Source organism: Pseudomonas duriflava, assembly GCF_007830155.1.
Taxonomy (GTDB): domain Bacteria; phylum Pseudomonadota; class Gammaproteobacteria; order Pseudomonadales; family Pseudomonadaceae; genus Chryseomonas; species Chryseomonas duriflava.
In genome coordinates this window covers 233,726-254,154 of the sequence record NZ_VLKY01000008.1, presented here as the reverse complement: position 1 = coordinate 254,154, position 20,429 = coordinate 233,726, and the positions used below count along the sequence as shown (strand labels likewise).

General features: G+C 51.5%; 22 protein-coding genes. 4 read left to right on the top strand and 18 right to left on the bottom strand.

The features are described from left to right. Positions 1-33 precede the first annotated feature (33 nt). The 13 genes from flgL to IQ22_RS13570 form a co-directional block, all read right to left on the bottom strand. A complete protein-coding gene (gene flgL, locus IQ22_RS13630) occupies positions 34-1,572 on the bottom strand; it encodes a flagellar hook-associated protein FlgL (protein WP_145142842.1) in 1,539 nt (512 codons plus the stop codon). A gap of 7 nt (positions 1,573-1,579) precedes the next feature. After that, positions 1,580-3,604: a flagellar hook-associated protein FlgK gene (gene flgK, locus IQ22_RS13625; protein ID WP_145142839.1), complete on the bottom strand. Its 2,025-nt coding sequence runs from the start codon at positions 3,602-3,604 to the stop codon at positions 1,580-1,582. Between the two features lie 9 nt (positions 3,605-3,613). Then, positions 3,614-4,825 carry a flagellar assembly peptidoglycan hydrolase FlgJ gene (gene flgJ / locus IQ22_RS13620; RefSeq protein ID WP_145142836.1) on the bottom strand — a complete coding sequence of 404 codons (1,212 nt, stop codon included), beginning with the start codon at positions 4,823-4,825 and terminating at the stop codon, positions 3,614-3,616. Between the two features lie 13 nt (positions 4,826-4,838). Further along, positions 4,839-5,939 (bottom strand): flagellar basal body P-ring protein FlgI, encoded by a 1,101-nt coding sequence (locus IQ22_RS13615; RefSeq protein ID WP_145142833.1) that lies wholly within the window; start codon positions 5,937-5,939, stop codon positions 4,839-4,841. A gap of 11 nt (positions 5,940-5,950) precedes the next feature. Next, positions 5,951-6,646, bottom strand: a complete 696-nt coding sequence (flgH, locus tag IQ22_RS13610) for a flagellar basal body L-ring protein FlgH (protein ID WP_145142830.1) — start codon at positions 6,644-6,646, stop codon at positions 5,951-5,953. Between the two features lie 29 nt (positions 6,647-6,675). Further along, positions 6,676-7,464: a flagellar basal-body rod protein FlgG gene (flgG, locus tag IQ22_RS13605; protein WP_145142827.1), complete on the bottom strand. Its 789-nt coding sequence runs from the start codon at positions 7,462-7,464 to the stop codon at positions 6,676-6,678. 43 nt (positions 7,465-7,507) lie between these two features. Further along, the gene (gene flgF / locus IQ22_RS13600; protein ID WP_145142824.1) at positions 7,508-8,248 is read right to left on the bottom strand and encodes a flagellar basal-body rod protein FlgF; all 741 of its coding nucleotides are present in this window, start codon (positions 8,246-8,248) and stop codon (positions 7,508-7,510) included. Positions 8,249-8,429: 181 nt separating this feature from the next. Continuing rightward, on the bottom strand, positions 8,430-9,713 hold the full coding sequence (gene flgE, locus IQ22_RS13595; protein ID WP_145142821.1) for a flagellar hook protein FlgE: 1,284 nt from the start codon (positions 9,711-9,713) through the stop codon (positions 8,430-8,432). A gap of 27 nt (positions 9,714-9,740) precedes the next feature. Continuing rightward, positions 9,741-10,439 carry a flagellar hook assembly protein FlgD gene (locus tag IQ22_RS13590; RefSeq protein ID WP_145142818.1) on the bottom strand — a complete coding sequence of 233 codons (699 nt, stop codon included), beginning with the start codon at positions 10,437-10,439 and terminating at the stop codon, positions 9,741-9,743. 13 nt (positions 10,440-10,452) lie between these two features. Beyond that, positions 10,453-10,896 carry a flagellar basal body rod protein FlgC gene (gene flgC / locus IQ22_RS13585; RefSeq protein ID WP_145142815.1) on the bottom strand — a complete coding sequence of 148 codons (444 nt, stop codon included), beginning with the start codon at positions 10,894-10,896 and terminating at the stop codon, positions 10,453-10,455. A 2-nt stretch (positions 10,897-10,898) separates the two neighbouring features. Next, positions 10,899-11,312: a flagellar basal body rod protein FlgB gene (gene flgB, locus IQ22_RS13580; protein ID WP_145142812.1), complete on the bottom strand. Its 414-nt coding sequence runs from the start codon at positions 11,310-11,312 to the stop codon at positions 10,899-10,901. Between the two features lie 230 nt (positions 11,313-11,542). After that, positions 11,543-12,370, bottom strand: coding sequence for a protein-glutamate O-methyltransferase CheR (cheR, locus tag IQ22_RS13575; protein WP_145142808.1), 828 nt, complete (start codon positions 12,368-12,370; stop codon positions 11,543-11,545). 43 nt (positions 12,371-12,413) lie between these two features. Then, positions 12,414-13,346 (bottom strand): chemotaxis protein CheV, encoded by a 933-nt coding sequence (locus tag IQ22_RS13570; RefSeq protein ID WP_145142805.1) that lies wholly within the window; start codon positions 13,344-13,346, stop codon positions 12,414-12,416. A 133-nt stretch (positions 13,347-13,479) separates the two neighbouring features. Here IQ22_RS13570 and flgA point away from each other — a divergent pair, with 133 nt between their 5' ends. The 4 genes from flgA to IQ22_RS13550 all read left to right on the top strand — a co-directional run bounded on the left by flgA (position 13,480) and on the right by IQ22_RS13550 (position 15,949). Then, positions 13,480-14,172: a flagellar basal body P-ring formation chaperone FlgA gene (gene flgA / locus IQ22_RS13565; RefSeq protein ID WP_244309147.1), complete on the top strand. Its 693-nt coding sequence runs from the start codon at positions 13,480-13,482 to the stop codon at positions 14,170-14,172. A 141-nt stretch (positions 14,173-14,313) separates the two neighbouring features. Beyond that, positions 14,314-14,640, top strand: a complete 327-nt coding sequence (gene flgM / locus IQ22_RS13560) for a flagellar biosynthesis anti-sigma factor FlgM (protein WP_145142799.1) — start codon at positions 14,314-14,316, stop codon at positions 14,638-14,640. A 27-nt stretch (positions 14,641-14,667) separates the two neighbouring features. Next, positions 14,668-15,150, top strand: a complete 483-nt coding sequence (locus tag IQ22_RS13555; protein ID WP_145142796.1) for a flagella synthesis protein FlgN — start codon at positions 14,668-14,670, stop codon at positions 15,148-15,150. Positions 15,151-15,214: 64 nt separating this feature from the next. Further along, positions 15,215-15,949 carry a flagellar brake protein gene (locus tag IQ22_RS13550; protein WP_145142793.1) on the top strand — a complete coding sequence of 245 codons (735 nt, stop codon included), beginning with the start codon at positions 15,215-15,217 and terminating at the stop codon, positions 15,947-15,949. Between the two features lie 3 nt (positions 15,950-15,952). On the opposite strand, the gene IQ22_RS13545 is transcribed toward IQ22_RS13550, so the two are convergent. The 5 genes from IQ22_RS13545 to IQ22_RS13525 all read right to left on the bottom strand — a co-directional run bounded on the left by IQ22_RS13545 (position 15,953) and on the right by IQ22_RS13525 (position 20,429). Then, on the bottom strand, positions 15,953-17,305 hold the full coding sequence (locus IQ22_RS13545; RefSeq protein ID WP_145142788.1) for an MFS transporter: 1,353 nt from the start codon (positions 17,303-17,305) through the stop codon (positions 15,953-15,955). Between the two features lie 322 nt (positions 17,306-17,627). Beyond that, positions 17,628-18,440: a glycosyltransferase family 2 protein gene (locus IQ22_RS13540; RefSeq protein WP_145142785.1), complete on the bottom strand. Its 813-nt coding sequence runs from the start codon at positions 18,438-18,440 to the stop codon at positions 17,628-17,630. 14 nt (positions 18,441-18,454) lie between these two features. Beyond that, positions 18,455-18,811 (bottom strand): DMT family transporter, encoded by a 357-nt coding sequence (locus IQ22_RS13535; protein ID WP_145142782.1) that lies wholly within the window; start codon positions 18,809-18,811, stop codon positions 18,455-18,457. Further along, positions 18,808-19,641, bottom strand: a complete 834-nt coding sequence (locus IQ22_RS13530) for a sugar phosphate isomerase/epimerase family protein (protein ID WP_145142779.1) — start codon at positions 19,639-19,641, stop codon at positions 18,808-18,810. Before IQ22_RS13530 ends, IQ22_RS13535 begins: the two co-directional genes overlap by 4 nt. Beyond that, positions 19,641-20,429, bottom strand: coding sequence for an NAD-dependent epimerase/dehydratase family protein (locus IQ22_RS13525; protein ID WP_342212455.1), 789 nt, complete (start codon positions 20,427-20,429; stop codon positions 19,641-19,643). The genes IQ22_RS13530 and IQ22_RS13525 overlap by 1 nt, the downstream gene beginning before the upstream one ends.

The following is a 20,429-nucleotide window of genomic DNA, read 5'->3' as shown; positions in this document are numbered from 1 at the left end:
AAAATCGCCTGGTCTGAAAAGGGTTACTAGAATTCACATTTTACTAAAAAGACTCAGTGAAGAGATTTTCACATAACTCTGCTGCGCTGCCTCTAGCACAACTGACTGTAACGACAATCGAGACAGAGCCTCTGCATAGTCAAGATCTTCCAAGCCGGAACGAACAGTTTTATTAATTAGCCCTAAATCTTCATTGCTTGTCTCAGTCGCCTCAATCACATTCAAACGGCCACCGATCTGACCACGAGCTTTGAGAATAGAATCCTGGCCACTTGCCAGGTTTGTCAAAGCAGATGCAACCGAGTCGCGGACAGCAATGTTTCCTTGAGGTGCGTCAGGTGCGTCTTCTAGAACTTTTCTGAGGCTTGCGATAGAAGTAAGAATACTCTGCTTTTCTGTCGAGGCTTGTCCGCTCAAGTCATACGAGGCGCCATCGGCGGGCACAGCATCAAAGCGCATTTTCAAACCAAAGGCACTAACAACCTGAGGGAAGCTGCCACTTACCGTTTGGACCTCTCCCGATGGGCTTAGGGTCATATCAAAACTATTTCCCGTTACATTACTAACGGACAAAGCAGCCGCCGCGCCACCTGTTGCGCTTTGCCAAGCGCCTAGATCTTCAACAACAATGCCGTCAAGGGCTGTGCTGCTCGACTGTACATTGACAGCCTGACGAGTTGGCATAACGGTAAAACGCTCTCCTACTGCTTTAGGGGTCGCAGCTGCCTGCCCATCCAGATAGAAACTCATACCGCCAAAGACAACTTGATCGCCCCCTTGTGGATCCTCATCCATACGGCCTTCGTATATAGGAGTAGATGAAGCATCACTTGGGTAGGCATAAACTCTAAAGACGTCTTGCTCTGCCGTATCAAACACGATTTCAACGGCGCCGGACGGATTGTTTTGGAGGAATGTTCCATAAGAAACTTCGTCCGTAACAATAGCCTTACCGATGCTCAACGTTGAACCAGATACGCTCTGGCTACTGGTCTGCAGACGTGCCGCATTAGAAACGTTATCAAAGATGTTTTTACCGTTATCGGTAATCGCTATCTTTGTAGAGCCTGCGATTTGAACACTACGTTGGCCCTCGTCACCTACATAGGCATAGCTGCCATCTGTATTACGCACATACGGCTGGGTCTTGCCCTGAAAGCCGCCAAATAGGTATTCGCCACGGGCATTCTTGGTATTCATCAAGCCAAGCAGTTCTTCCTCGCGCTCTTTGAGCTCCGAGGCAATCGCTTGGCGGTCTGTCTTGCTTAATGCACCGTTACCTGCCTGGACTGTCAGCTCACGAACACGGTCAACAACATTGCCAATGCTGTCGAGTACGCTTTCCTCTTGGGTGAGGCTGTTCTTAGCTGCAGTCAAATTATCTGAGTACTGCTTAAGCGCCGCCTGTTCTTGGTCCAATTGCAATAGCCTTACTGCAGCTACTGGATCATCAGCAGGTGTCAAAATTTTCTTACCGTTACTGATCTCTTCCTGAGTTCGTGCTGCATTCGAATAGGTCCGCTGAATACCGCTGACGCCACTGTTATACGCTTGAAGACTAGAAATGCGCATGGCTTACTTACCGAAGTGAATTGTAAAGGGTATCGAACACGGACCTTGCCACCTGAATTACTTGGGCAGAGGCGCTGTAATACTGTTCGAACTGAATAAGCTTGGCTGCTTCCTCATCTAGATTTACCCCTGCCAGCGAATCACGATTGTCTTGTGCCTGCTTGAGCAGTGCGCTAATCGAGTTGCTGTCTACGCGGGTTTGAGACGTCAAACTGCCGACACGCTCTACTAGATCGCCATAGCCACCATTAAAAGAGACGCCCGAGTTAGTAACTGGCTGTCCTGCAGCGTCATAGCTAACACCAATCGTGGCCTTGCTCTGCAAGTCGACTAGCTTGAGACCATTTCGGTTATCAGACACCCCATTGGTGTTCATCGAAAGATTGAACGTATCGCCCGTCTCTGGAACACCACTGAATTTCAGCTCAAAACTATAATCACCGTTGCCCAGTTTTAAGGTATTACTTTGTCCTGGTGTGACCGTAATGGTTGATGCATATGTAGCAGGTGTTGTACCAAGCTCAAACTGAGCCGTGCCGCCAGTGATTGAAAGCTGATCGGGCTCACTAAAGCTTAGCGTAAGCCCATTGCTACCCAGCAGGCTTTCTAGATCTGCTTTATTAATAGGCGTAGGGCCGTCAACCAAATCAGGCTGACCGATTGAGCCATTACCGCGGTTTTGCAGGTTGCTGCTGGAGCGAACAGGTGCAGTAAAAGCCAACTGCTCAGGTTGGTTAAGCTCTTGGCCAACATCTCGCGCGCCCGTACGGGTTGGCATAAGCGTGTAGGTATCACCAGCCTGATAACTCGTCCCGTTTACAGGTATATGGAAACCAAGCCCTGCAACATCTTCTGCACCTACGGTGAAAGTTGTGCTTCCCGGGGATGACTGAACCCAGCTTCCCCCAACCGGACGGATACGATATGTAGCATTCGTCCCGCTTGAAAGGAACTCCACTTCATAATCGCTTGTGGTCAGCTTCGAACTGTCATCAATATAAACATTCACCCCATTAGGGTAACTGCGCTGCGCTTGTAGGTCGGCTGAGTTGATATCCTTGAAAAGAGCTGAGCCTACATTGCCTTTAAGGTCCAGTCCTTGGGACAACTGATCATTGACCTGCTCGCTGATCGCCATGGCCATGCGGCCCAACGAGTTAAATGTTGGGTCAAGTACTTGGCTGCGATACCGCAACAGGCCGCCCAACTCACCGCCGCTAATTTGGCTTGTAATCGGTTGAGTCACACTGCCGCTGCTAAACTCTACCTGCATACGCATTGGGTCAGAGGGGCTTGGCGTTACAGCAATAGAATTAGCTCTGCTCCCTACAACCAATGGCTGACCTGAGCCGATAAAAACATTTAAAGATGTTGCGTCTTGCTCAACAACTTGCACGCCTACCAATTCAGACAACTGGCGTATAGCTTCATCACGCGCATCAAGCAGATCGTTCGGACTTTGACCACTTGGCTTAATTTGAGTGATTCGGTCGTTGTACTGACTAATACTGACAGCAAGGTTATTCACTTGGTCAGCAATAGAGCTCATCTGCTTATTAAGAAACTGGTTTTGGTCGTCTAGCCGGTCGTATACCGAATTGAACCGATTGGCCAGCCCTTCTGCCTCGGACAGCACAAGCTGACGCGCCGGTACGTCCGAAGGAGACTCTACCGAAGCCTGCATCGCCGAGAAAAAAGATTGTAGGCTGGGCGTTATGCCTGTAACCGTACCCGACAACAAAGAATCAAGCTGATCGATCTGGCCTTTATAGGCAGCTATATCGCTGCTTACCATCGTGTTGCTACGTACTTCAGCAGTCAGGTAATCACTAGCTAGACGGCGCACATCAACAGCTTGGCTGCCTGTGCCTATCCAGTTAGTGCCCTCCTGTAATGGATTACCAGTGCGCTGTAATAAGTCTTGGCGCGTATAACCAGGCGTATTTACATTGGTGATGTTATGCCCAGTAACGGTCAATGCCGTCTGAGTTGCCCTTAGGCCGGATAGCCCAATGGAAATTAAACTAGCCATGGTTTAGCCTCAAGATCTATTTAGCTTGTTGTCTAACGCTGCAATTGATTGGTAAGCATTCATGCTTTGAGCAATCTGAGTGATCTTCCGAGCGTATTGAGGGTCAGTGGCGTAACCGGCCTGCTGTAGCCCTTTCATGAATTTCTCGGAATCGCCTCCACTACTAAGTGCCTTCTGGTATCGCTGGTTGCTTTGCAAAAAGCTTACGTAGTCATTAAAACTGTCGGCAAAGGAGTCATAAGCTCTGAACTTGGCAACTTCTTTTACCGGCTGACCGCCCACAAACTCTGTGGTTACGGCTCGAGCGGAGCCCCCTTGCCAGCCATGCGCTTTAATGCCAAACAGGTTGTGACTGCTGCTTCCGTCCTGTTGCCGGATAATGGACTTACCCCATCCGGTTTCCAGAGCCGCCTGGGCAACCAGGTAACGAGGATCCACCCCAATGCGTTTCGCCGCGTTTTCAGCCATGGGCAACATGGTGTCGATGAAGTCCTGACGGCTGCTGAACGATGACGAACTTACCGCCAACGGCGGCTGGGCATAGCGGCGAACACTCAAATCCTGTGCCGTACCATTCTTCAAACTTCTATCGGCCGTTCCGGCCAAAGCTTGAGTCTGCTTCCAGTCATTTTGTGCCAGGGCCGTTGTACGGGTAGCTGTGGTCGTCGAACTCGTATCCGGCACGATACCAGCCATGACACGATCGACCAGCTTGCCCGGCAGCGCCAAACGGCGCATGTTCAGCAATTTGGAATCATCCCGACCGGCGCTAGTTGGCTCGTTTGTCGCTACGACCTTGTCCTGCGCCTGTGCTTTGGCGATGTCAGCAGGCGCAGGACTGCCCTGCCCTACCTGAGCGAATGGATTAGGACGGCTAGGCCCATGATTCGTCTTGGACAGCTGACGTTCCAGCACACTGGCCAACCCCAAGCCCCCGCCTTCGCGAGCGAGCGAGATCGACATCTGCTGGTCGTACATGCTCTGGTACTGCTTGGTGGTTTCGCTCTGGAACGGGCTGTCCTTGTCGGCCAGAACCTCGTTGGCCGAACGCATGGACTTCATCATTTGATTCAGGAATAGCGATTCGAACTCCTGAGCCACTTTCTTGATGTTTTCTTCACTGTCCCGGTTTTTGCCCTTCATCTGGGCCAGGCGGTTCAGGTCGGTATAGGCGCCTGAATCGACGTTACTGCTGTAGGTTCCGCCCAAGCGAGAGTCCATGATTACTGCTCCGTTAAATCACGATCAGATCGGCTTGCAATGCACCGGCCTGCTTAAGAGCTTCCAGAATGGCCATCAGATCACTGGGCGCCGCGCCCACTTGATTGACTGCCCGGACGATTTCATCCAGCGTGGTACCTGGGCCGAACTTGAACATCGGCTTGGCCTCCTGGTTGGCTCTAACCGTCGAGTTTGGTACTACTGCCGTCTCGCCATTGGAAAGCGGGTTGGGCTGGCTGACGATCGGGTCTTCGCTGATGGTGACCGTCAGACTGCCGTGGGTAACGGCCGCCGGAGATACCTTTACGTTTTGCCCGATTACAATGGTTCCGGTACGAGAGTTGATAATGACTTTCGCAACGGCTTGGCCGGGGTTGACTTCCAGGTTTTCCAGTACCGAGATGTAGTCGACACGCTGGCTAGGATCCATAGGTGCCGTCACGCGCACCGAGCCGCCATCAATGGCTGTAGCTACTCCTGGGCCGAGCAGTTCGTTGATCTTGTCGACGATGTGCTTAGCCGTAGTGAAGTCAGACCGGTTAAGGTTCAACGTAAGGGAATTCCCCTGGTCGAACCCGCTCGGCACTGGACGTTCTACCGTTGCGCCTCCAGGAATACGCCCGGCTGACGGAACGTTAACTGTAATCCGCGAGCCATCTTTACCCTCGGCATCGAAACCGCCGACAACCAGATTGCCTTGAGCAATAGCATAAACGTTGCCGTCGATCCCTTTCAGCGGGGTCATCAGCAGGCTACCGCCTCGCAGACTCTTGGCATTACCAATCGACGATATGGTTACGTCGATTGTTTGCCCTGGCTTGGAAAAAGCTGGCAGGTCCGCATGAATGGATACGGCCGCCACGTTTTTTAACTGCACGTTGCCACCGCTCGGCACCTTGATCCCGAACTGCGCCATCATGTTATTGAATGTTTGCACCGTAAACGGCGTCTGGGTTGTCTGGTCACCCGTACCGTTGAGGCCGACCACCAGACCATAGCCGATCAACTGGTTGCTCCGGACGCCCTGGATGCTGGCGATGTCCTTGAGGCGTTCTGCCTGGACTGCCGTAGCCGACAGAACCAGCGCGAAGGCAACGCAAAGGTGTTTCAACATGGCTTCTTGCCTCAGAACGGAAACAGCGGACTATTAAAGAACCGGCTCAGCCAACCGGGTTGGCTCGCATCAGCGAAGGCGCCCGTGCCCGAGTAGGTAATACGGGCATCAGCCACTCGCGTAGAAGACACTTCGTTGGTAGTGCTGATGTCATCTGCCCGAATCAGGCCGGAAATACGCATCAACTCATTGCCAGTGTTGAGGGTCAGCCATTTTTCACCGCGGACCGCCAACACCCCATTAGGCATAACATCCGCCACGGTAACCGTCAGCGAGCCACTCAGGCTGTTGCTTTGAGCCGCCTGGGCATCACCTGCCGACTCACGCGAACCCTCGAACTGAGCACCCAGGTTCAATTTACCGCTCGACAACGGATTGGCAATTTGTCCTGAGGTACCAAATAGCGAAGTGATGCCCAGGTCAGCCGAACTGTCTTTGGAGATATCAGAACTCGCTTTCTTGCTCGCCTGCGTTTTTTCTTCCAGCGTAATGGTAATAATGTCACCTACGCGGAAGGCTTTACGGTCCGTATACAGGTTCTGATCGAACCCAGGCTGGTAGATAGAGCCATTGTTCTGCGCAGCTGGCATCGGCGTACGCGGCAGCACAGGCGCATAGTGCGGATCGTTCGGTTGCGCAGACGGAGCTACGCAACCTACCAGTACGACAGCACCCCATACTGGAACAAGAGCAAGAAGGCGATTCATGAAACAACGACCTCGCAAAGTAAAAGCGATTACAGATTCTGCGTGACGAAGCCAAGCATCTGGTCAGCAGTAGAAATAACTTTCGAGTTCATTTCATAAGCACGCTGGGTAGTAATCATGTTCACCAGCTCTTCCACCGTGCTGACGTTAGAATTTTCCAACGTGGCTTGCATAACTGTTCCCAAACCGTTCAAACCGGGCGTGCCGTTCTGAGGAGCGCCGCTGGCAGCGGTTTCCATGAACAGGTTGTTACCTACTGCTTGCAGACCAGCCGGGTTGATGAAGTCAGCCGTTTGGATATTGCCGATGATTTGCGGTGTTGCATTGTTGTTGGCGGTAGTCACGGATACCGTGCCATCCTCACCCACAGTAAACGTACGCGTCTCTGCCGGAACCACAATGGCCGGCTCTAGCGGGAAGCCATTGGCTGTTACAACCTGGCCATCGGCGTTCAGGTGGAACGTACCGTCGCGGGTGTAAGACACCGTGCCATCTGGCATCAAAACCTGAAAGAAGCCCCGACCATTAATTGCCATGTCAAGCGGCTGGTCAGTAGTCTGTAGACTGCCTTCGGTAAAGTTCTTTTGCGTACCGACAATACGCACGCCGGTACCCAGCTGCAGACCGGAAGGTAACTGGCTGTCCTGAGTCGACTGAGCGCCCGGCTGGCGACGCACCTGATACAACAGGTCCTGGAATTCAGCGCGGTCGCGCTTGAAGCCTGTAGTGGACACGTTGGCCAAGTTGTTGGAAATGGTCGTCAGGTTCATATCCTGGGCGGATAGACCCGTCTTGCTAACCCACAATGCTGATAACATAGCGTACTCCTAAGCGCCGGCTTTACGGCGGTTCATGCTGTAATCAAGAGAGCTGCAAAACCTTTGCCATTGCACCGGCATTGTCTTCAGCGGTACGCATCATTTTGATGTGCAGTTCGAACTGACGAGCCAAGGCCAGAACTGAAGTCATTTCCTCAGCAGCATTGACGTTACTAGCCTCGACGAAACCTGAAACGACGCGAACATTGGCGTCGGCGGCGGCCGGCTGCTGGTCTTTTGTATGAATCAAGCCATCCGTACCTTTTTCCATTTGTTTAAGGTCAGGATTAACAAGCTTGATCCGATCCACTTCGGCTAGTACACGTGGATTTTCACCGAGGGCGCGGATGCTAATGGTCCCGTCCTGACCGATCTCAACTTTGGCTTGCGGCGGAATAGCAATAGGGCCACCGTTACCAATCACCGGGAACCCAGAACTGGTACGCAGTTGACCGAGGGAGTCGATTTGCAGGCTGGCCGTACGCACATAGGCTTCCCCGCCACTAGGGGCCTGTACGGCAATCCAGCCGTCACCCTCAATCGCTACATCCATATCGTTGCCTGTCTCTTGTAAGGCAGCCGGAGTGAAATCTGTAGCCGGCCGCTCGCTCATGGCATAAACGCGCGAAGGGTGGGTATCGCCAAAAACCTGCATCGAACGCGCCTGCTCAAGGTCTTTACGAAACCCTGAAGTAGAAACGTTTGCCAGGTTATTGGCGTGTGCACGTTGCGCCATTTCATTTTGAGTGGCGCCGGTCATGGCTACATACAGCAACTTGTCCATAGATTCCTCTAGCGACGGTTTTTTTGCAGCAAAGTGCTTCGTGCCAGATACAGAGCAAGTTCCGTACCAATGATTAATCAAAAACAAATCACTGAATTTAAAAGAAAAAAGCCTCAAAAGAGGCTTTTTTCATAGGGTGCCGGAATATTGTTGCCGCTTGCGGCAAAGCTATTCGCTAGAGTTACCGGATCTGGATAATAGTCTGAGCGATTGTACTTTCGGTCTCAATGGTTTTGGCATTTGCCTGATAATTTCGCTGGGCGACAATTAAATCGACCAATTGAGCGGTTAGGTCAACGTTCGAATCTTCCAGAGAGCCAGCCTCAAGCGTACCCAAAATACCAGTTCCAGGCTCACCGGGCACAGGCTCCCCGGAAGAAGAGGATTGAATCCAGTTGCTGCCTCCAATAGGCGTAAGCCCTTGGGGATTAGCAAATGTAGTCAAGATAACTTGACCCACATTTTTGGACTGTCCATTTGTATAAGTTGCGAATATGGTCCCAGAAGAGTCTGTAGACAGACCAGATAATTGGCCAGTCGTGTAGCCGTCCTGTCTGATGCTAGTAACAGCAGATGTATTGTTAGTTTGAGTAATCTTACTGATATTCAGCGTTACTCCGTCAGCATTGGCTGCAGCACCATTAGAGCCCCAAGTCACTGGGGAAGTCGTACTGTTAGTAATGGTTGCAGGAACCCAATTTGCCAACGTTAAAACATTATTTGCGTCCACACTAAAATCAGACGACGTAATGCCTGTCAACTTTCCATAGGCATCAAAATCCACCTCAGCAGAATAAGGCGTTGTCAAAGTAGGATCAGCCGGGTTACGCCCATCCATAGTGACGTACATATTCCATTGGTTAGTATCGGTCTTGGCAAAATACTGCATCATCGTATGCTCGTTGCCCTGGCTATCAAAAACACTAACAGATGTAGACCAATTATATGTTGAAGCATCCGCCGGATTAAATGTTGCTGCAGTAGGAACTGTAGCTGTTGAATTCAGCGTTAATATCTGCTCAATCTTGGAAGTAGCTTTAGGTAACTGAGGCGTCGTGTCGACTACCAAGTCCGTTACCTCTCCCTTCATAAGAGTGCCATCAACATCAGCCTGATAACCCTGAAGCTTATAACCTGAGTTATCAACTACATTCCCATTTTTATCTGAGCTAAAAGTTCCATTACGTGTATAAATTTCAGCCCCACTATTGCTTACTTTAAAAAAACCCTGACCATTAATAGCCAAATCCAAACTGTTACCAGTTTTAGTAATGTTACCCTGGGTAAACTGTTGAGAAATATTAGCTGTCTGAACACCGCTACCTATTGTCCCAGCATAAAGATCTGCAAACTCGGCACGTGATGCCTTGAAGCCCGTACTTCCTGCGTTTGCGATATTATTACCTGTTACATTCAGGTGAGTGCTAGCGGCTTTAAGACCACTTAAACCTGTATTGAATGTCATTCATTCCTCCTTTGCCGGGATGCCGGCTTACTGTCCGATCATCTGAACTTGCGACAGCGTTACACTGCCCAGCCCAGCAAGGTTGAGTTGCATTTCACTACCATCCTGCCCTAGCGTCACGCTATTAACAGTAGCTGGCAGGTAGGTTGAAAGCGCTAGAGGAGCGCCATCAATCATCCCTATTGCTTTAAAAGTATGTAAGCCTGGCTCTACTTTGTTGCCTTGCTCGTCTGTGCCATCCCAGATGAAATCGACGTTCCCAGCGTTCTGAGAACCTAACTCAATTTTTTTAATCAGTGAGCCTGCACTGTTATACACCCCAACAGAAACGTCATTACTCGCAACCGGTAAAGCCAGAGCTCCATTAAAGCTTTTCGAGCTATCTACCAGTGCCGAGTCTGTCTGGGCAATGACAGAGCGACCTACAAGCGAGGAAGCTTGTAGCGCTTGAGCAGATTTGTAACTAGTGGCAATTCCATTAACGGAAGAGTTAAGGTTCTGAAGACTTTCCACACTACTGAACTGAGCCAACTGCGCTACAAACTCGCTGTTGTCCTGCGGATCCAGTGGGCTTTGGTTATTTAACTGAGTAACGAGTAACTTAAGAAAGTCATCCTTACCTAAACTACTTTGCTTTTCAGTGGATGCGGCTGAGCTTGCCGAAGAGCTGCCAGCCAAACTTGTTAGTGTTGAGGCAGCTACACCTGCGCTATTTGTAGGAGTCATTTTATTTTTCCCCTCACTGGCCCAATGTCAGCACTTTATTCATCATCTGCTTGGCCGTGTTCATGATTTCCGCATTGGTCTGGAACGAGCGACTGGCCGAAATCATGTCTGCCATCTCTTCAACGACATTCACGTTCGGGTAGTACACATAGCCATCCTTGTCGGCTGCTGGATGATTGGGCTCATAGCGAGCCTCGAGATTGCTTTGATCTTCGACAATACCCAAAACCTGGACGCCAGTACCCGCCTCACCCTGCTCTTCAAACAAGGACGTACCGCCACCTTGTTGTGCCTGATTCAACATGGTGGCAAATACTGGATGACGAGCCCGGTAGGTCTCATCGACGCTGGACGACACCGTCTCGGCGTTGGCAATATTACTGGCGATGGTATTGAGTCGCGTGGTCTGCGCGCTCATGCCGGTACCAGCAATATTGAAAACATTACTCAGGGACATGGTTACTCTCCGCGAAGGGCAGACATGAGCCCTTTGAATTTGCTGTTAAGCAGGGTGAAACTGGCCTGGAACTGCACCGCGTTTTCGGCATAGTTGGCCTGTTCGATCTGCTCGTCTACGGTATTCTGGTCAAGCGAGGGCTGAGTTGGGATGCGATAGCGCAATGCAGCGCCAGCCATCATGTCGCCGAAACCCTCAGCTGCGATATGACGGTTATCTGTCGTATCAAGGGAGAAAGTTTCTTTGGTAGATTTTTCAGCCTGCTCCGCCAGGACAGCAGAAAAATCCAGATCCCGCGCCTTGTAATTAGGCGTATCGGCGTTAGCGATGTTATTGCCCAACACTTCGGCGCGCTGGGAGCGAAACGCCAGCGCCTGCTGGTGAATACCTAATGCTTTATCGAAACTGATACTCATGGTGATGACCTGTTGCCAGAAGGGCTATTGCCTTATAGCAAGTGTCATGCCAATAAAAAAAATTCTTAATAATCAATAACTTAATTAAATTTGAGTGAAGTAGATGCCAAAAGCGGCAAAGCTTTTCCGCTATGGCAAGAGGAAAGCGGCAAGGGGACGGCAGGAATTTGGCGGTTGGCGTATGGAAATTTGACTCGGAAAAGAAAAAAGGCCCTTCGCAGGGCCCTCACTTACTTCACTTTATAAATGATTCCAGGGTTGCACTGGACCATCTGATAAAGGTCGGGCAATCCGTTAAGCGCCTCGGAAGCCCCTAAGAAAAGATAGCCACCGGGTTTAATCATGGCGTGCATACGCGTCAAGATGTCTTTCTTGAGGCCTGCTGAGAAGTAAATCAATACGTTGCGGCAGAACACCATATCGAACTTGCCTAAACTAGCGTAACTGTCGAGCAAGTTCAGCGAGCGAAATTCGACTCGACTCTTAATAGCTGGCTTCACGGCCCAGCGGCCCGGCTGAAGCGTATCAAAATGACGCTGCAGACGCTCCTGCGATAGCCCTCGCCCGATAGCCAGGGAATCGTACTCGCCTGACTTTGCGGCATTAAGGATCTGGCCGGACAGGTCCGTCGCCACGATCTGAACGCCACTTCGCAGCTGACCTGGATTGGCCCGTTCGTACTCATCAGCAATCATCGACAGAGAATAGGGTTCTTGTCCTGAAGAGCACGCTGCTGACCAGATACGCAACCGCTGGCCCGGCGAGGCCTTGATTAACTCAGGAATCAGCTTGTTCTTAAGCACTTCAAAAGGATACGTATCACGAAACCAAAGGGTTTCGTTCGTCGTCATCGCATCCACAACCTTTTCTTTCAATCCGCTACGCGGCTGGGTCTGGATTCTTTGTACAAGCTCACCAAGCGTTTTTATTCCTTCAGTTTCCATGAGCTTATTAAGACGGCTCGAAACCAGGTATTGCTTGTTGTCGCCCAACACTATTCCACACGTCTTTTCAAGAAAGACACGGAACTGCACGAACTCCGCATTGACTGCTGACACTTCCGTTCTGCTCCTGAATCAGTAAAAAGGAGAGCTGACTTCGTCAGCTCTCGTCGGCCGCCTTGATCCGTTCGGCTACCCGAGAAGCCAGATCATCCGGCCGAAACTTAGCTAAAAAATCATTGGCTCCGACTTTTTTGACCATCGCCTGATTAAAAACACCTGACAGAGAGGTATGCAGCAAAATATGCAGCTTTTGTAGTCGCGGATCATTTCGGATTTCCGCCGTCAGGGTGTAGCCATCCATCTCAGGCATTTCAATATCAGAGATCAGCATGAGCAGTTGCTCTTCCGGCTTCTCTCCTCTATCAGCCATTGCTTTAAGATAATCCAGGGCCTGCCGTCCATCATTGAGCGCTGTAACTTCCACGCCAACGGTATCCAGACACCGGCTCACCTGCTTACGCGCCACCGATGAGTCATCAACGATCAGGACACGCTTATTAATAGCTTTAGCGTGAGTATCCGTGTCGATAACACCTTCCGATACCGTTTGAATGGCAGGCGCTACTTCTGACAGAACCTTTTCAACATCAATGATCTCGACCAGCTTATTATCGACACGCGTCACTGCCGTCAGATAATGGTCACGCCCCGTCCCCTTTGGCGGCGGATGGATTGACTCCCAGTTCATGTTGACGATCCGCTCGACCGAGCGCACCAGAAACCCCTGAACTTTCATATTGTATTCGGTAATGATCACAAAGCTGTTTTTCAGATCATTTAGACCAGGCTGGCCGGTAGCTAACGCCAAATCCATAATCGGAAACGTACCACCTCGAATACTGGCGACGCCCCGCACAACCGCACTTGATCTTGGCATTACGGTGAGCTTGGGGCATTGCAGCACCTCCCTCACTTTGAAGACATTGATTCCATACAGTTGCGGGCCGTCCAGCTTAAATAATAATAGCTCCAGACGATTCTGCCCGACCAGCTGAGTACGCTGGTTGACTGCATCCAATACGCCAGCCATTTTGGACTCCTGAAAAGGCCGGCCTATCAATATCAAAGGGCGGCACAGGGATTGCTTAAGTAAAGGTAACAACCGTCAAACGACAGCTTCCCGACGTATGAACAGACGCCGCTACATACCATCCTTCTGGGCGATGATCGTCTTTAGCTTGCTATGCCAACGGCTTATAGCTGCAGAAATGACCCTACCTACTCAACTTATCGGCGTAGCCCACGCATTTCTTGAGGAGCGGGTCCAGGAATATTTGGTAACGAGTAATACCGAAGGCCGGCACGAGATCCAGATCAATGACCTGGACCCACGCTTGCGGCTCCCCCTGTGCGATAAAGAGCTCACTGCAGCACAGCAAGGTGTAGGCAGCCCCGTCGGGCGCCTTACTGTTCGTGTCCGCTGTGAAGGCAGTGCTCCCTGGACAGTATTCGTTCCGGCTGAAGTCCACCTTTACCGTAACGTTGTCGTGACGACGCGTCCTTTGCTCCGTAATGCGACCGTTGATTACTCTAATGTAGCGCTTGTCGAGCGAGACGTAGGTCGCCTGACTCAGGGATACCTGAGCGACCTTGATCTGGTTGTTGGTCAGACCCTCAAGCGACAGGTCATTGCGGATCAAATCCTGGCACCTTCTTTTCTGCAGGCGGCCGAGGTAGTGCGCAAGGGCGATCAAGTTGTGATTAGTGCGGGCGCTGGCCGCTTTGATGTCAGGATGCAAGGCGAAGCATTAAGTAGCGGCGCAATGGGTGAGCAGATTCGTGTCAAGAACCTCAGCTCACAACGCGTAGTGAAAGCTCGGGTTACAGCGCCAGGACTAGTAGAGGTCGTCTTATAAAAAGAAGCGGTAAGACCGGTTTCAGATGGTTTATACTGGCCTTTAGCTTTTTGCCAAGCGGAGCACACTTTAAGCCTAAAGTTTTCGCAAGACGGGCCGAAAAGCTGGCCATGCGATTGAAACTATCCGAGGTAACACACCATGGTTATTGACTTCAATAAGCCAAGTAGCACATCGAGTACATCCAGTACTACACGTACCGGCGCTGTAAAACCGACTGCCGCCCCAGCTGCCACAAGCGAAGTGAATAAGACCGCCAGCGTTTCGGCCAGCCAGTCCGTAAGCGACAACGTCAAGCTGAGCAACGAAGCCCAAGTGCTTCAGAGCGCAGCTGAGAAACTGCGTGAACAACCCGTAGTTGACAGCGAGCGAGTCAATCGCTTGAAGCAAGCTATCGCTGATGGCAGCTATAAGATCGACAACGAACGCGTAGCTTCCAAATTGCTTAATTTCGAGTCCCAGCGCTGAGATAACGCAGCGCTGGAAACATGACGCATGAGTGTAGAACCAATGCACAACGCCAGCCTGCTTGAACTGACCCTCGCGGATCTTGAGATTGCAACGCGCCTGCTTGAACTGATCGAGTTCGAACAAGAAGCCCTTCTACATCGTCGATTCGACATTTTGGGTATCATTCTTGATGAAAAGCAGCCGCTCCTGGTTGAACTCGACCAGCATAATCATCTGCGCTCTGCTTTGCTGCAGCGGGTTGGCCTGCCGCTGAACCGAGAAGGATTGCTGGCCTATGCTGACCGCTTCGAGCAGGATAATCAGCTCGTCGAAGCGGCAGATCGTCTGAGTGAATACATAGAACGTTGCAAGGAAGCCAACAACCGCAACGGACAAATCATCAAGGCGAATCAGCATACTGTCTCGAACATGCTCGAAATTCTGCAGGGGCCTCCAGTCCCCAGCCTGTACAACAGACGTGGTTGTCTACCCCGTCAGGCTTATCAGCGCCCGCGAAGTCAGGCATGAAGCGAAAGAGTCATAGCTGAATTTTCAGCTCTCATTCATTCATTACATTTACTGGAGACAGGGCGTGTCTAACGCATTTAATGATGAGCAAGGGCCTCAACCTCCCAAGCTGCTAAAGACGGCTGTCGAAATCAATGCCTATCTGAAGCTGCTACTAGAGGCTAGAAGCCCCTTGCGCATCACCTTTACCGAGCTCAATCGGCAGTACCAAAGCTTTCTTGTGGAAATCGACATTCAGCGCGGCCTGATCGCCCTGGATGAGTTGATACCAAGCGATGGCGAGAAATTGCTCCTAAAAGGCGAGCGTTTGCGTGTAGATACTGCTCATGAAGGTGTGCAAATCTCCTGGGAATGTGAAAAAGCCGGCGAGCTTAGTGAAATCAATGGCAGTCGTGGTTATTGGCTGCCATTGCCCGATCAGGTTGTTTATCACCAGCGCCGCAATGCTTTTCGCGTGCGTCTGCAACTCAACCGCCAACCCCTCGCTCAGCTCGCTGACTTACCCGGCAAGAAGTACCTAAAAGGATCATTGTTAGATATTTCAGCTACCGGCTGCAAGATCCGTATTCCTGACAACGCCACCAGCCTTCTGGCGCCAGCCGACCTGCTAGAGCAGTTCTCGGTAGAACTTCCTGGCACCGCTATCCAATCTGCGGTTGAGGTTCGTCACGTTCAGTACAATGAAAAACTTGGCTGTACGGAAATCGGCCTGCGCTTCTACCGCATGTCCGGCCTCACCCAGCGCCAGATAGAGCGATTCGTTTATCAGTTGCAACGAGAAACCCGACGCCTGGACTAAGGGTCAAGGTGTTTTCTCTTCCGGATTTTCGATTACCGCATTTACCTCATCCAGTTCCGTTTCCTCATTAGAAACGGGACTGGATGTAGTGTGAGCTGTTTGCATTTGCTCTTGAACTAGCTGCTCGTCCACTCGGGGATCCAACGACGCAACCAATGGCGAACTGGCCAAGCTATCAGGCATGGGCACATGATGCAGAGGGGCTTCCTCTACTCGATGCAACCCTGTTACGTCCTGCGGGCGTATACGCCAGACTAATATCAATCCGCATAGACTGATAAAAGCGTAAAGCATGTTGGCACCCAGCCAGTTCATCAATCCGCCGACCAGTAACGGCCCGATACAAGCACCTACGCCAAATGTCACAAGCAACATGGCCGTCAACGAGACACGTCGCTCGGCTTCGATATGGTCATTGGACAAGGCGACGGCTAGTGGATATAGAACAAATAGCAGAAGACTTACCATAAACCCTAGAAGCAGCAGGAATGCCAGCGGGACGTGAGGAAGCAAGGCCAAGGGTAGCCCTACAATAGTCATGGCCATCGCTACATAGCGAATAAGCGTAGTACGATCATAGCGATCAGATAGCCAACCGATTGGCCATTGAGCCAACAGTCCCGCGAAAATACAACAGCCCATGAACAAGCCTATTCGTTCAGTAGGCAACTCCTGAGCCGCCGCATAAACAGGTGCCAGCCCATAAAACGAACCAATGGCAAGACCCGCGATAAGTGTCGTGGTCAGCGACTGAGGGACGCGGTCCAGAAAAAAGCGCGGCTCCAGGGGGGCGGGGCTCATCGGAGCCGGGTGAATGTTATGGGTGACGGCCACAGGTACGAGACACAGGGCAAAACACAAGCCAATCAGCATCAGTTTCTCGTTACCCAGGTCGGGCCATACGATCAACACAACCTGCCCTAGCACCAGCCCTAGATAGGAAGCGGCCATGTAGCCAGAAAACACGGTGCCTCGCTGACCAGGCTCTGCCTGATCATTAAGCCAGCTTTCTAATACCATGTACTGGCACATCATGCCGACCCCGACCAGCATACGCAGCACCAGCCATATCGGTAGCCATGGCAGTACCCCTATCGCCAGGACCGCCGCGGTAACCACCCCGGCACAGGCGACGTACGCCCTGATGTGGCCTACTCGGGCAATAAGACGATGCCCCAGTTTTCCTCCCAGCACCAGCCCCAAATATTGGGCCCCTGTCAATGCCCCGATCCAGGTTCCATCAACAGCATCGCCAGCCAGCCTCAACGCCAGATATGTACTCAGCAAGCCCGAACCCATGAGCATTAACAGCGTAGCAACATACAACGCTCTAAAAGCAGATAATGTACGACCCATCTCGACTCCAGACAGCGCTCACCTTAATGCATTACGCTGACATCCCTTTTATATGGACACTGCCATCCTCAGGATAGCCCGGTTTAAACTCTGCTCTTGCCTATCAGGCCTGGCCGATTCCTACCACCGGCTGGCTTCCTTGCTTCGATGGAATCGGAGTCGCCGAGTTCGCTTGAGCTCTTTGGCTTTTCGATAAAACGGAACAGCCTGGCATAGAGCCAGGATGGCATGGACGTGCATCCATAACGTTAGGGAGAAGAGAAAGTCTGGAGAAAGTGACGCTCAAGCAATGGCACACCTTTCCATGGCGTGCCGCCCTTGGCTATTTCGGGTCGTATTGCCCTGTACAAGCCTTGAATAGCACTTCCAGCACTGAAAGGTTGCCTTTGACACTACTGATTTTGGTAGGCACCTCACCCTGAGGATAACGCCGAATCGTTGGCAATTCGACGCAACGATAGCCTAGCTTGGGCACTCGATACGACAAATAAGCCAACAGCTCATACGTCATGAAGACATCACGAAATGGCGCAACCCGGGGATCAAGAAGCATTTTGCGACTATAGGCTCGAAACCCTTGCGTTGTGTCAGTCCAGCGAAAGCCGGAAGCCATACTCAACATGGGCGCATGAATAAAGCGAATCGCAAAATCACGGGACTTCGGCGTGTTCTCTGCAATGCCACCTGGGACAAAGCGTGATGCCTGAACAAAATCCACGCCCTCGTCCAACGCCTGCAGAAAACGTGGAATAGCTTCCGGGTCGTCCTTGTCGTTGCCATCAATCGTGACGATACCGTCATACCCTTGCTCAAGCGCAAAAGCATAGGCGCAGCGCAATTGAGCGCTCAGTTTGCCAGGCCCTTTCTTGATGAGTAGTCCACGTACCTTTAAGCTTTTTAGCCGTTCAAGCTCCATGGAGCCATCAGTACTGCCGCCATCAATGATGATAATGTCAGATTGATCGGCAATATTGAGCTGCGCCATGCGGGTTAGCAGGTTAATGATCCTGCTACCCTCATTGATCACCGGAATGATAACGCACGAGGCATGCTGCCGCCCTTGCCATAAAGCTGTCTCATACGCAGGGACTTGCCAGGTGCTGGTATGTAGATGTTCTGAAATATCGGCTGTCATAGTCATCTCAAAGGTTAACCTACTCTGGCAGTAATCAATGCAACGCCAGCAATGACCAGGAAAATCCCGGTTGCGGTCGTCCAAGGAAAGGGCTCGCGGAAGATGGCCGAGGACATGAGCGCCACGGTTGCTACAGCTCCGGCTGTCAGAACCGGGTGAGCCACGTTCAAGGGCAAGCGGGCCAAAGCGGCCGCATAAAGCAAAAATGCCAGCCCATACAAAAATAGCCCCAGCCAAAAAGGCCAGTTGCTGATAGCCCCCATCGGGTCGCCCAGGCTAGGAAACTTGCGCGGCGGAATCATGGCCATCTTGACCAACACGCTCGCCGAGGCGTTGGAAAAGATGCCCAGTATAAGAATCATCCATTTCATGCCATTTCCCCTCTATTACCTCGATAAACGTGCGTTGCCAATGCTAGTGCTCGCTCGATAGAGGCCAGGTTAGGCTCCTCCTTGGCGGGGAGCATTTCGATACTGACAACATGCTCGGGCAGATACTGCCTCATTGCCGAGGCTACATCTCTATGCCGAGAGCTACCTTCGCCTAGGGTAATCAGATTGGGTTCACTAGCATGAACATGCCCAATGAGCGGGGAAAATCGTGAAATCACCGCATAAGGATCTTCACCGTTAATAGCCAATGCTCCCGTGTCCAACTGCATACGGATAGCCGCATGATCCACGGCTTCTACCACCGAAGCGGTTTCCGTACTGTCGATCATAAAATTGGCACCGTAGCAGGTGGGATTGGGCTCCAGACAAATCAGCACACCATGCTGGCCTGCTACATCGCCCAAGTGACGAAAGAACGGCACGGCCACTGCCTCGACTTCAGCATCGCTCAAAGCAGAGCGGTCCCTGTTTTTTGGCGAGCCGAAAACCAGTCGTGTTGCCCCCAGACCCGCCGCAATCCGGCAAACCGCGTCGAGATGATCAAGCATGGCTTGCTGTGACTCTTTCGCGCCGAAGACATTCAAGCCACTCGTACCAAACAGCAGCGCCTGCATCCCAGTAATCGACACGCCCCTGGCCTGCCAAACTTCACGCACCTCATTGATATCCGCTTCAGTAGCCCGCTTAGGCTCAGGAAAGTACTTGCCGGGTGCGATATCAATGGCATCTATGTCATAGCGATTTAGTAACGCAGCAACCTCGGTATCGTCTTTGGTATCCCAGGCGATATTAGAAATAGCTACCCTCATCAATGCGCTCCCGGTCCAGTGGCGGGCTCGGACTGAGCATAAGCCCGTACGGCCTGAAGCGTTTCTCGCTTGCTGTATTGATAACCGCCCTGCCCTCCAAACACCTCGGCATGAAGAGATTTGAAATCATAGGAAGCCGCCGGTTTGTCCAACTGATTGGAAAACATCTTGCCGAATCCCTGCTGAGCAATTTCCGCGACACTGACAGGCTCAGCGGTGAAGTGAACCAATCTGAGTTGGGCCTGAAGAGCGGCCTGGATGTCATACCAGAGGTTGACCATAGGATAGAACTGAAATACGCCACGGCTATCGATAGCCGAGAGGTTATTATCGTTCAGGAAATCATAGATCACGTTCTTACGCAGGCCCGGTCCTACCAGCCCTGGCAAGCGCACAATCAGATGATTCTCGAAATGCGTCTCGACAAACTTCTCGAGTAGCCGTCGGTTGAGTCCATAAGCATGCAGCCCTTCTTCGTTGACCGGCGTCTCTTCAGTAACATTTATGGGGGATCCAAACACATCGACAGTACTGATTAGTACAAACGTTTCGCACTGAATACGCTTGAGATGAGCAATCAGACCTTCAATTTTTTCGCGATCCGCTTCTGGCTCACGATTAGCGATCCATTTTTGAGCTGGCGCTCCGGCACAAACAACCATGCCGTAGGGCTGCTCACCTACCTCTGCAATGTTCGTGGACCGGAACTGACCTTCAAAGGTCTTTTGCTTGAGTAACGTAGATCCAACGAAGCCGCTATATCCAATCAGCGCATCAGGCATAGTCAT

Coding starts and splice junctions, on each gene's coding strand:
- flgL (WP_145142842.1), bottom strand. CDS start 1,572: ATGCGCATTTCTAGTCTTCAAGCGTATAACAGTGGCGTCAGCGGTATT.
- flgK (WP_145142839.1), bottom strand. CDS start 3,604: ATGGCTAGTTTAATTTCCATTGGGCTATCCGGCCTAAGGGCAACTCAG.
- flgJ (WP_145142836.1), bottom strand. CDS start 4,825: ATGGACTCTCGCTTGGGCGGAACCTACAGCAGTAACGTCGATTCAGGC.
- IQ22_RS13615 (WP_145142833.1), bottom strand. CDS start 5,939: ATGTTGAAACACCTTTGCGTTGCCTTCGCGCTGGTTCTGTCGGCTACG.
- flgH (WP_145142830.1), bottom strand. CDS start 6,646: ATGAATCGCCTTCTTGCTCTTGTTCCAGTATGGGGTGCTGTCGTACTG.
- flgG (WP_145142827.1), bottom strand. CDS start 7,464: ATGTTATCAGCATTGTGGGTTAGCAAGACGGGTCTATCCGCCCAGGAT.
- flgF (WP_145142824.1), bottom strand. CDS start 8,248: ATGGACAAGTTGCTGTATGTAGCCATGACCGGCGCCACTCAAAATGAA.
- flgE (WP_145142821.1), bottom strand. CDS start 9,713: ATGACATTCAATACAGGTTTAAGTGGTCTTAAAGCCGCTAGCACTCAC.
- IQ22_RS13590 (WP_145142818.1), bottom strand. CDS start 10,439: ATGACTCCTACAAATAGCGCAGGTGTAGCTGCCTCAACACTAACAAGT.
- flgC (WP_145142815.1), bottom strand. CDS start 10,896: ATGTCCCTGAGTAATGTTTTCAATATTGCTGGTACCGGCATGAGCGCG.
- flgB (WP_145142812.1), bottom strand. CDS start 11,312: ATGAGTATCAGTTTCGATAAAGCATTAGGTATTCACCAGCAGGCGCTG.
- IQ22_RS13570 (WP_145142805.1), bottom strand. CDS start 13,346: ATGGCTGGCGTATTGGATGCAGTCAACCAGCGTACTCAGCTGGTCGGG.
- flgA (WP_244309147.1), top strand. CDS start 13,480: ATGATCGTCTTTAGCTTGCTATGCCAACGGCTTATAGCTGCAGAAATG.
- flgM (WP_145142799.1), top strand. CDS start 14,314: ATGGTTATTGACTTCAATAAGCCAAGTAGCACATCGAGTACATCCAGT.
- IQ22_RS13555 (WP_145142796.1), top strand. CDS start 14,668: ATGAGTGTAGAACCAATGCACAACGCCAGCCTGCTTGAACTGACCCTC.
- IQ22_RS13545 (WP_145142788.1), bottom strand. CDS start 17,305: ATGGGTCGTACATTATCTGCTTTTAGAGCGTTGTATGTTGCTACGCTG.
- IQ22_RS13540 (WP_145142785.1), bottom strand. CDS start 18,440: ATGACAGCCGATATTTCAGAACATCTACATACCAGCACCTGGCAAGTC.
- IQ22_RS13535 (WP_145142782.1), bottom strand. CDS start 18,811: ATGAAATGGATGATTCTTATACTGGGCATCTTTTCCAACGCCTCGGCG.
- IQ22_RS13530 (WP_145142779.1), bottom strand. CDS start 19,641: ATGAGGGTAGCTATTTCTAATATCGCCTGGGATACCAAAGACGATACC.
- IQ22_RS13525 (WP_342212455.1), bottom strand. CDS start 20,429: ATGACTATGCCTGATGCGCTGATTGGATATAGCGGCTTCGTTGGATCT.